This window comes from Moorena sp. SIO4A5 (assembly GCF_010672005.1).
In the GTDB taxonomy this organism is placed as follows: domain Bacteria; phylum Cyanobacteriota; class Cyanobacteriia; order Cyanobacteriales; family Coleofasciculaceae; genus Moorena.
Genome location: NZ_JAAHHZ010000172.1, coordinates 1 through 11,226, shown reverse-complemented (window position 1 = coordinate 11,226; position 11,226 = coordinate 1). Strand labels below are relative to the sequence as shown.

8 protein-coding genes are annotated in these 11,226 nt (G+C 43.9%); 5 read left to right on the top strand and 3 right to left on the bottom strand.

The genetic code is table 11. From position 1 onward, the window contains the following. Positions 1–639 (top strand): phytochelatin synthase family protein (locus F6K57_RS30605; protein WP_293071941.1); only part of this gene is annotated, 639 nt, incomplete at its 5' end. 61 nt (positions 640–700) lie between these two features. Here F6K57_RS30605 and F6K57_RS30600 read toward each other — a convergent pair. Both F6K57_RS30600 and F6K57_RS30595 read right to left on the bottom strand, forming a co-directional pair. After that, the gene (locus F6K57_RS30600; RefSeq protein ID WP_293037553.1) at positions 701–832 is read right to left on the bottom strand and encodes a hypothetical protein; all 132 of its coding nucleotides are present in this window, start codon (positions 830–832) and stop codon (positions 701–703) included. Positions 833–957: 125 nt separating this feature from the next. After that, the gene (locus F6K57_RS30595) at positions 958–2,436 is read right to left on the bottom strand and encodes a sodium-dependent transporter (RefSeq protein WP_293071940.1); all 1,479 of its coding nucleotides are present in this window, start codon (positions 2,434–2,436) and stop codon (positions 958–960) included. 315 nt (positions 2,437–2,751) lie between these two features. Here F6K57_RS30595 and F6K57_RS30590 point away from each other — a divergent pair, with 315 nt between their 5' ends. After that, on the top strand, positions 2,752–2,919 hold the full coding sequence (locus tag F6K57_RS30590; protein WP_293037561.1) for a hypothetical protein: 168 nt from the start codon (positions 2,752–2,754) through the stop codon (positions 2,917–2,919). On the opposite strand, the gene gntT is transcribed toward F6K57_RS30590, so the two are convergent. Further along, complete coding sequence (gene gntT, locus F6K57_RS30585; RefSeq protein WP_293071939.1) at positions 2,899–4,218, bottom strand: guanitoxin biosynthesis MATE family efflux transporter GntT; 1,320 nt, start codon at positions 4,216–4,218, stop codon at positions 2,899–2,901. The genes F6K57_RS30590 and gntT overlap by 21 nt on opposite strands. Before the next feature lie 328 nt (positions 4,219–4,546). Here gntT and F6K57_RS30580 point away from each other — a divergent pair, with 328 nt between their 5' ends. From F6K57_RS30580 to F6K57_RS30570, 3 genes are all read left to right on the top strand, one after another. Then, positions 4,547–5,080 (top strand): ureidoglycolate lyase, encoded by a 534-nt coding sequence (locus F6K57_RS30580; protein ID WP_075903997.1) that lies wholly within the window; start codon positions 4,547–4,549, stop codon positions 5,078–5,080. Positions 5,081–5,432: 352 nt separating this feature from the next. Then, positions 5,433–6,803 carry an AAA family ATPase gene (locus F6K57_RS30575; protein ID WP_293017972.1) on the top strand — a complete coding sequence of 457 codons (1,371 nt, stop codon included), beginning with the start codon at positions 5,433–5,435 and terminating at the stop codon, positions 6,801–6,803. Further along, positions 6,782–11,226: hypothetical protein (locus F6K57_RS30570; RefSeq protein ID WP_293071938.1), on the top strand; the 4,445-nt coding region annotated here is incomplete at its 3' end. The genes F6K57_RS30575 and F6K57_RS30570, both read left to right, overlap by 22 nt.

The following is an 11,226-nucleotide window of genomic DNA, read 5'->3' as shown; positions in this document are numbered from 1 at the left end:
ATTCCACTGACCGAAAATCTGATTAACCTCGATTCCGATCACGGAGAAAGGTTACTGATGGCAAGCCAAGCCCGAGAAGACTATTTGCCCCTAAGTATTCAGTTTGTCACTCAGGAAAACCTGGCTTACTGTGGAGTAGCTAGTATGGTCATGGTGCTAAATGCTTTATCAATTCAAGCTCCAGAGGCACCGGAATTTAGGACTAACCGCTTCACCCAGAAGAATGTTTTGAATGCCAAAACTGAGCAAGTGCGCATGGCTGAGGTGATTGCTCGTCGGGGCATGACTTTGGAACAATTAGCAGGATTATTGGAAACTTATCCAGTTAGAGCAGAGGTTTACCATGGTGGTGATTTGACCCTGGATCAGTTTCGCAACATAGTGGTAAAGAATTTGCAAGAAGCGGAAAATTTTGTCTTAGTCAATTACTTACGCAAAGCCATTGCTCAGAAAACTGGGGGACATATTTCTCCTTTAGCTGCCTACAACCAAGAAGCAGACCGTTTTCTGATCCTAGATGTCTCTCGTTACAAATATCCTCCGGTCTGGGTCAAGGCTGAAGAATTGTGGCAAGCAATGGCGACTAAGGATTCAGAATCTAAAAAGACACGGGGGTTTGTGCTGGTGAGTCGCCGTTGATTGTCAAATTGATTGTCAAATTGATTGCATTCTCATTAATCTATCAATATTGATGTTTATATCATGTCAGGATAATTACCCTGTCTTGATGCAGTCGCTCATGGGGGAAACCCCCAAGACCGCGCTGCATCGCTTTATAAAAATCTCCCCCATCTCCCCATCTCCCCATCTCCCCATCTCCCCATCTCCCCATCTCCCCACACGCCCCACCCTCCCCATACTTTTATGATGGGTATTCAAGCGGACTTGATATTATTTTAAGCTGACAGCTGACAGCTGACAGCTGACGGCTGACGGCTTACAAACTAATCATTAAAACTAATCTGTTCTCCCATTGATCAATGTTTTGTCTGTGACCAGCAAAGACAGGAAAATAAGTAATGGCAAAAACACGATTGCCCAGCCAATTCCTAAAGCCCAGGCTGGGTATCCTTCATAGGGAGTCCTAATATCTTTTGAAAACTGGGTTGCTAGCAAAGCGACTAAAGCCATAGGAATCAGGTATTTTATATAAAAATTCCACCATTTCCCAACCTTCCAATCACTAACTTGGTTGATGTATCGTCGTAGCTTTTCAGCACCATACAGCCATCCCACTAGGATGGATTGGAAAATAGCTACCAACATCAAGTTATAGTTAGTAACAAAATGATATACGATATATAAAATATATAATCCAGCTCTGGTAGTGTAAATAATTCCAGCAATAAATCCCCCTAGACAAACCCCAATTGAAACCTTAGCAACATTTCCCTGTTGTTGTTTGTCGAGGATAGTCGCATTCAAAGCTTCTACTAGGGAAAAGGCGCTGTCGATGCCTAGGGAAAGCAGCATCACAAAAAACAGCAGACTGAACAGCCAAGGCAAGGGCATTAAGCTTAAAGCTTCCGGAAAAACCACAAACGCTAGACCTGGACCAGAAGCAGCCAGCTCTGCCAAGGGGGTGTTAGTTTCTCCAGCCATATATCCTAAGATTCCGAACACCACAAAACCCGCAAATAAGCTGATACCACTGTTGATAAAGGCAGTGAACCAGGTATCTTTAGCAATGTCATCCTCTGAGTTTTTGTAGCTAGCATAAGTCACCATAATTCCAAATCCCAGAGATAAGGTAAAGAAAATCTGTGAGAATGCAGCTGTCCAAACTTCCGGGTCAACTAATGCACTCCAAACTGGAGTAAGATAGAGTTTCCAGCCATTGAGGAAACCTGGTAAAGTTACTGCTCGTAATAGCAATACCCCCAGTAAAATAATTGGAAGTGGAACGCTGTAGACAACGACTTTGCCCACACTGGTCGTGCCTTTCCAAACACAGAAATAAATCAAGACCCAGACTACAACTAGGGACCATAAGATTGGCCAGTTGATACCACCTAATACATTGACCCCATCGCTGATTTGCAGAACACTATCAAAGAAGTAGCTTTTAGCATCCCTCGACCACTTGACCCCAAAGGATGCCAGAAAGTAAATCAAGCTCCAGCCCATCACAACTGCATAATAGGAGACAATGATAAAGGCTGACATCAGGGCAAACAGACCGAGACTGCCGAAATTGGGGTGTAATTTCCTAAATGAGCCTATGGCTCCCCGTTGCATTTTTTGTCCTACCGCAAATTCCAGCATCAACAGTGGAACCCCAATTAGGACTAAAGCGATCAGGTAAGGGACTAAAAATGCTCCCCCACCGTATTTCCCAGCTAGGTAAGGAAAGCGCCACACATTCCCTAAGCCAACTGCAGAACCTACTGCTGCGAGGAGAAATACTGTTCTTGAAGCCCAACGTTGACGAGCCATCTACAATTCCCTCTATCTTGATAGTTCATGCTTCATACTTCATCCTTGATACTTCATCCTTTACAATTAATCCTTGATACTTCATACTTCTTTAAATTCTTGCCATAGGTTTGCTTATTCCATCACAGGTTTTAGGGAGTAGGGAGTAGGGAGTAGGGAGTAGGGAGTAGGGAGTAGGGAGTAGGGAGTAGGGAGTAGGGAAAAAATTCTGTGTATCTCATTTATGTTTACATCCTAAGCATTCAGCCATTGGCTGATAGTTGAATGCTTACGTTACATCTAAAATACAAACCCTATATAGCGGTTTTTAACCTAATGAGATACACAGGATTTTTTACGTGTTCCCTCTTTTCTCTTCCCTGTTCCCTGTTCCCTGTTCCCTGTTCCCTAAAATCCATAAAATTTTACCTCATAGCTATGATAATTGCTATAGGTTTACATCTCAAATACAAACCCTATATTTCACTTCAAGGTGCTTGGTAACTTTACGCCCAGTAATATCGCTCTTCCTGCCATAAACAAGGATAAAGCTAACCAAAGAAGATGAACACTTTGAAACTGCCAAGACGCCACAGCCATAGGTGCAAATCCCACCACCAAGGCGATTACGGTAGAATTACGTAAGGTCTGTCCTGCGGCTAAGCCCAGAAAATAACCATCCAGCATAAACGCAATGGAACCAAACCCTAACACCAGGAGTAACCAAGGAACATAGACAGTAATAGATTCGATCACCTCAGTGTGGTTTGTTAACAGGCCAAAGAGTGTCTGGGGAAACAGCATAAACAGGAAAGCAAGGTTAATTCCTAATAGCAAACAGCTTCCTCCAGCCATTCTCAATAAAGGGAATAACTGCTCTTTTGCTCCCTTACCTTGTAAATTACCCGTCAGAGTTTCAGTAGCAAATGCCAATCCATCAATAAAATAAGCAGCCAGCATGAACACCTCTAATATTAAAGCATTTTCCGCCAAGATTGTGGTACCCAAAGCTGAGCTCATATTGGTAAAAATAGACAAGGTAAAAATAATCGCTAAGGTTCTAATAAAAAGATTACTATTTAGGGTAAAAGTAGCTATTATTTCCGACAAGTTCCAAATTCGCCTCGCTACTGATATTAGCTCTTGCCACTGGATTTCTCGCGTCACTAAAACTAGTCCCACTAAAACCATCACGTATTGACTAACTGCTACCGATAATCCAGCGCCAGTGCTTTCCCAACCCCACCGAATAATAGTGAAGTAATCGCAAACTATATTAGCGCAGTTACCGATAATGGACAACAGCAAAACCTTACCACTCATTTCTCTACCGAGAAACCAACCAATGACTACAAAATTGAGTAATGTTGCCGGAGCTCCCCAAATCCGAGCGTTAAAATAGGCAATACCGGAAAATTTGACATCTGGTGTAGCACTTAACAGAGCAAATCCCAGCTCTCTAATAGGATACTGTAAACTTAAGATAACTACACCTAAAATCAGAGCAATTAAGCCATTACGAAGTCCCACCAGCAACATAGCATCTCGGTCATTTCGTCCGACGGCTTGAGCGGTTACTCCAGTAGTTCCCATCCGTAAAAACCCCAAACTTTTGTAGATGAAGTTAAACAGGATAGTGGCGATAACGACTCCAGCTAAGTGGCGGATTTGATCTAAATGACCTAAGAAAGCCACGCTGATTAAACCCGCAAGGGGTACCGTCAGATTAGACAGAATATTGATGATCGCCAGTTTCCAGAAGCGATAGAGCACGTTGTCTTGGTTTGAGCCAATAAAAGTCATAAATTAACCTTAATAGTTAGGGCATTTTGAATGGGAAAATAAAGGTATTTTAACCTTTTTTATTAAGTCCGATTAGTGGCTTGATTAAATATTATATCCAATACTATTTTTATAGTTAGAGATTAATAGAGATAGATTAATCGACTATAATATAAATAATGGACGCCAACCCTAACCATAAAGATGAAACTGATGATTTTTTTAAATCCCCTATAAAGGATATCATATAAAAAGAGTAAAGAATAGTTGCCAGAGTAACAGCAAGGCACTTGCACAAGCTAAAATCAATAAGCTGTTAATTCTTAACTACTGACGCTGGAGCCTAAGGATGAGTAAAGTCAAGACGATTCAAAAACTACACGCGGAATGGGTGACATCAGAGAACTTTCAGCCCTACGGTCAAGTCATCTTTGCCAGTGAAGATGGCAAACCCTATGATCAAGATGATGCTCAGTTAAACCTCGACAATGGGACATCCCGGTTTTATATCATGCGGCTACACCACAAAGGTCGTAAGTTTGATAAAATTACTCGCCACGTCCAATGTACTCAGTGTCTCGGTTCTCTAGAAGGGAAAGACTGGTTCATGGCTGTAGCTCCTCCCACTCAGGATGACCAACCAGTTTTAGAGGATATCGCCGCTTTTCGGATTCCAGGTAACTGCTTTATTAAATTAGAAGTAGGAACTTGGCATGCTGGTCCCTATTTTGACCAAGAATTTATAGATTTCTACAATTTGGAACTTGCTGATACCAATGTCGTCGATCATTTTACCCATGATTTTATAGACAGCCATCAGTTACAGTTTGAAATTGTTATAGCAAAGGGAACAGCGGAGCAGGGAGTAGGGAGCAGGGAGTAGGGAGTAGGGAGCAGGGAATATGGCATCAAAAATTATCACAATTCCTACACTGATACCTAGAGGAAGTGATAAACTGGAATGGGGAATAACAAGTAAATCATAATCCCATAATTAGTCACAACATAATAAAAAAAAACTAAGCCAAACTAACTAATGACTAATAGTATTGGATATATAATCAGTTATAAAATCCTCAAATTTTATGACTTTTACCTGTTCCCGATTCCCGATTCCCGTTACCATCCTGGGAGGGGTTAGGGGTGGGTTCCGATTCCCGATTCCCTACCTTGACAGGTAAATTTTAAACTTGGGGCCAGATAATATGAGTAATGACTAATGAGAAAGGAAACCTATGACAGTAAACATCCAAAAATTATATAAAGCCTGTAATCCCAGCAAAACCTTAACGGTAGAACAGCCTGAAGACCTTAATTATTATATCGATTTTTCCTCAGTGCGAGGGGGCAAGATCATTGAAGAGTTGAAGGACAATATCACCTTCTTCTCCATGGATGAGCCGACCTGTGAGCTATTTACTGGACATATTGGTTGTGGTAAATCTACGGAATTACTGCGGCTGAAAGCGGAATTGGAAGAAGCTGACTTTCACGTGGTCTATTTTGAGTCTTCTCAAGACTTGGAAATGGGAGATGTAGATGTTGGTGACATTTTACTCGCTATTGCTCGTCGAGTCAGTGAAAGCTTAGACAAAATTAAGCTAGGTGAACCGAAAGGCTTTAAAAAATTACTGGCAGGTGCGGCTAAACTATTGCTCACTGAAATTGAATTAAGCGGTCGGGTAGGAGTTCCTGGGATTGGTGAGGTTGGAGTAGACACGGAGGGGGCGGTTTCCCTAGCCGTTGGGATTGGTGAGATTACGGCTAAGGCTAAGGATAGCCCGGATCTGCGCAGTCGGTTACGGCAATATCTCGAACCTCAAACCAATCGGTTGTTAGAAGTGATTAACCAAGAGTTGCTCGAACCTGCGATCGCAAACCTCCAACAAGTGGGGAAACAAGGGCTAGTGGTAATTGTAGATAACCTCGATCGGGTGGATGCTTCCCAGAAGCCTTGGGGACGTGATCAGCCGGAATATCTATTTGTGGATCGCGGAGCCCAGTTAAAGGGGTTACACTGTCATGTGGTCTATACCATGCCCCTAGCGCTACGATTTTCTAATGACTATAGTGCCTTGACTCAACGCTTTGTGGTAGATCCCAAAGTGTTACCAATGGTACCGGTAAGGTTACGAGATGGCACTCCCCATGAACAGGGCATGGCTCTGCTGCGACAAATGGTACTCGCTAGAGCCTTCCCTGATTTAGAGCCTGGGTCGCGTCTTGCTAGAGTAAAAGAGGTGTTCGACTCCCCTGACACTTTAGACCGCCTGTGTTACGCTAGCGGGGGTCATGTGCGGAATTTGCTCCGGTTCCTCAGTACCTGGATCAAGAAAGAAAGACGATTACCTCTGTCTCAAGGCATGTTAGAAACTGTAATTCGAGACCGCCGCAATGAACTAACCCTACCCATCTCAGACGATGAGTGGGAACTATTGTGTCATGTTGCTAAACACAAGAAGGTAGTTGGAGATGAAGGTTACCAAGTCTTGATCCGCAGCATGTTCGTCTATGAGTACCGAGACCAAGATGGGTCTTGGTTTGACGTTAATCCCATTTTGGCAGAAGCGGAAGGATTCAAATCATGCCTAGCTTATACCGCGTAGAAGATGCGGATGCCTACAACTTTAATTCAATGCAGGAACTCGCCTGGGCGATTGAGACGTCCCAAGGGGAGTTTTCCCTGATTTTAGCCCGCCGCAACTATGAAGCTTTACAGGAGTACATTGTCCGGAAGTTGCGGCAAGTCTGTGCTGTTGAGTTCCAGGAAATATACCTGAACCAGTCGGTTAAGGTTAAGAGTCTCTATACCACTATCTTGGAGCAGCTAGGGGATCAACAGCCAGCTGCGGTGATGGTCTTTGGTTTAGAGTCCCTGAGCAACCGGTCGCAAGTACTAATCACTACCAACCAAGTGCGGGAGGAGTTTCGCAAGCATTGCCCCTTCCCTCTAGTGTTATGGGTAAATGACGAGGTATTGCAAACGCTGATTCGGTTTGTGCCAGATTTAGAGAGTTGGGCAACAAGCACAGATTTTGTCCTCTCCTCTAGTCAATTGATTGAAGCTCTAGCAGAGCGAGAGAGTTATTTATTTACTCGTATTTTGGATGCCGGTGGGGATCAGTTCCTACCCAATACCGCTATTTTCGGTTCCAGCTATTGCCGAGAATTGGACTCAGCTTTGAGGGATTTGCAAACTCGTGGAGATGTCTTAGACATAACCCAAGAAGCTAGTTTGCCATTTGTCCTTGGTCGAGAAGCTTATATTAATGGTCAGATCGAACAGGCGTTAGAGTATTATCAGCAAAGTTTAGCCTTTTGGCAGCAGCAATCTAGGAGCTGCGAAACACAACAGCAGAAAACACAACAGCAGACTAGTTTTACCTCCAGACTGGGTCGAACTACCCAAATACCTACTTCCCTCCGGACGTTGCCGAGAGACCCCTCAACCCCTTCACCAGTAGAACGTCAAGCTCTACTGCTGTTTCATATCGGTTTGTGTTATCTGAACCTGGCTGAACTCAATCGCTCCCAAACTCGTCACCACTGGATCACAGCCAGAGGGTATTTTCAAAAATGTATCGATACATTTGAACAAGCAAAACGCCCAGATTTAATCGCCAAGTTTATTACTAAACTTGGCGAAACCCTACAACGACTGGAAGCTTGGAAAGACTTACAAGGTCTGGCGCAACGCTCCCTGGTACTGCACAGAACCTATGGAAATTCACTGCAACTGTCTCAAGATTATGGATTTATCGCTGCAGTCGCCCTTCAAGACTGCCGTTGGATGGGCGCTCAGCAAGCAGCTAGGAAAGCTTTAGAACTCCTAACACGGTTAACTAATACCTCCGGACAGTATCAAATGTCCTATCTACTGCTTCTGGCTAAAGCGAAGGGGCATTTGGGTCAGTCGGAGGAGGCGATCACTATCCTGGAAAGGGCTAAGGAAACCGGTCCAATGGATGCCCCACAACTTTATATTCGCATTTTGGAAAAATTGCGGACGCTTTATTTCCGGCAAAAGCAGTATCTAGAAGCCTTTCGGGTCAAACAAGAACGATTCTCCGTTGAGCAGCAGTACGGTTTCCGTGCCTTTATCGGACCTGGTCGGCTTAAACCTCATCTACGCCAAACTTCTACCTTACTCCTAGAGCAGGAAACTGCTGCGGAGGAAATCACTGCTTCTGTACGTCAGAACGATGTAGAGCGCTTAGTGGAACGTATTGGCAGCACCCAGCACAAACTGACAGTGATTTACGGTCAGTCAGGGGTAGGTAAGAGTTCCCTGCTAGAAGCTGGATTAGTCCCCACTCTCAAAACTAAGGTAATTGGAACCCGTGATGTCGTACCAATTTTGGTAAGGGTTTACACCGATTGGGTCAGGGAAGTCTGGAAATCCTTAGCATCTTCTCAGTTGGAAGTTGACCCGTTGAACGGTGAAGGGTTTTCTGGGTTGAAGGTTGACCCGTTGAAGGTTGTTCGCGTTCGCGGAGCGTCGCCTACGGCGAAAGCGTGGCCGAAAGGCCAAGGTTCACAGCAGTCTTCTCACCTGCAACATTCAACCCAAACTAACCTGCAACATTCAACCCAAACTAACCTGCAACATTCAACCCAAACTAACCTGCAACATTCAACCCTTTTAGAGCAATTGCGACAAAATGAACATAGCAATTTGCTAACGGTGCTGATTTTTGACCAGTTTGAAGAGTTTTTCTTGATTTCGGATAATCCTACTGAAAGAAAACGCTTCTTTGATTTTTTCCGGGAGTGTCTTCAGATTCCTTTCGTCAAGGTTATCTTGTCATTACGGGAAAATGATTTGTATTTTTTGTTGCAGGGAATTCGTCATAAAAATTTTGATTCAATCAACAATAATATTCTCAACAAAACTATTCTTTATTATTTAGGTAATTTCTCCCTAGAGGATGCTAAATCTATTATTCAACGACTAACCGAGCGCTCTCAAGTTTATTTAGAAGAAGCCTTAGTAAACACCTTAGTGCAGGAACTAGGTAGCAGTGAAGGAGAAGTTCGTCCCATTGAATTACAGATAGTAGGAGCTCAACTACAGACTGAAGGAATTACTACCCTAGCTCATTATCGGAGAAAAGGTCCTAAAGAAAAATTGGTGCAGCGTTACCTGCAAGAAGTGATCGCAGATTGTGGCTCCGAGAATGAAAAAGCTGCTGAACTGATCTTGTATTTACTAACTGAAGAAAATAACACCCGCCCGCCTAAGACCCGCCAGGATTTGGAAAAAGACTTAAAATCCTTGGCAGTGGATTTAGCGATAGAAAAAATAGACCAGTTAGATTTAGTCTTAAATATCCTAGTCGAATCAGGATTAGTGGTGCTCTTACGAGAAAGTCCCCTTAACCGCTATCAACTGGTTCATGATTATCTAGTTTCTGTGATTCGCCAGCAGCAAGATAGCGAATTACTCGCCAAACTTAAGGAAGTCCAAGAGCAACATCGGCTTTCTCAAGCCCGGTTACAGAAGTCGAAGATAGCACTGACCGGCTCCATTGTTCTAGTTGGCATGTTAGCGGTCTCAACCGTTTCTGCTGCTATATTTTGGGCTCTTGCTAGAAACAACGAAATCACAGCTTTGATTAAATCCTCAGAAGCCCTTTACGGTTCGAATAATCATGCCCTCGATCCACTAAAAGATGCCTTACAGGCAGGAAAAAAACTCAAGTGGTCAGTTCGGGTCAGCTCTGACACTAAGGATATAGCGATGAGTTCTCTACAGCAAGCCTTTTATGGGGTTAGAGAGCGCAATCGCTTAGAAGGTCATGATAATACAGTCAACACTGTTAGTTTCAGTCCCGACGGTGAGCTAATTGCTACGGCTAGTTCCGACAAAACTGTCAAAATCTGGTCCAAGGAAGGCAAACAACTCTACACGTTAGCAGGAAAGCATGGACATAAGGATGAAATCAAGAGTGTTACCTTCAGTCCTGATGGGAAGTTGATTGCTACCGCTAGTAAAGATCAAACTGTTAAAGTTTGGCAACGGAATGGTAAGTATATTCAAACCCTGACAGGGCATACTGATTTAGTTTGGAGCGTGCGTTTTAGCCCTGATCGCAAAAGCCTTGCTGCTTCTAGCGAGGATGGAAAAGTTATCATCTGGAGCCTCGAAGGCAAAAAACCCCAAATCTTCAAAGCCCATGATAAAGCAGTGCTCAGTATTAGTTTCAGCCCCGATAGCAAGGTGCTGGCAACCGGGAGTTTTGACAAAACGGTTAAACTCTGGCGTAGAGACCGGAATGGCTTGTACAAGAGAAAGCCTCTAACCATACAAGCCCATGAGGATGCGGTTTTCAGCGTCAGTTTCAGTCCCAAAGGTAAACTGATTGCTACTGGTAGTAAGGATAAAACTGTCAAACTCTGGAAACTTGACGGTACTCGGTATCAGACATTGGGAACCGATGACCATGAAAGTCATCAAAGTACTGTGACTACCATCAGTTTCAGTCCCGACGGTCAGACCCTTGCTAGCGCTAGTGCTGACAATACCGTCAAACTTTGGAATCGAAATGGCCAGCTACTCGAAACCCTTACCGGTCATGAAAGTACGGTATGGAGCGTTAATTTCAGCCCCGACAGCCAGACCCTTGCTAGCGCTAGTGCTGACAACACGGTTAAACTTTGGAGTCGATACGGTAATGAACTCCCTATTCCCACAGGGGATGAGAATACCGTTTACAACGTCAGTTATAGCCCCGACGGTCAGACTATTGCTACCGCTAGCAAGAACAACACTATCCAAATCTGGAGCTTAAACGGTCAATTGCAGCGAACTCTGACTGGTCATACCGGTTGGGTTTGGGGTGTTAGCTTCAGCCCTGATGGTAAGACTATTGCTAGCGCTAGTGCAGACAAGACTGCCAAAATCTGGAATAAGAATGGTAAGTTACTGCACACCCTATCTGACCATAAGGATGTGGTCAGGAGTATCGCTTTCAGTCCCGATGGCCAAATTATCGCTACGGCTAGTAGGGACAAAACAGTTAAACTCTG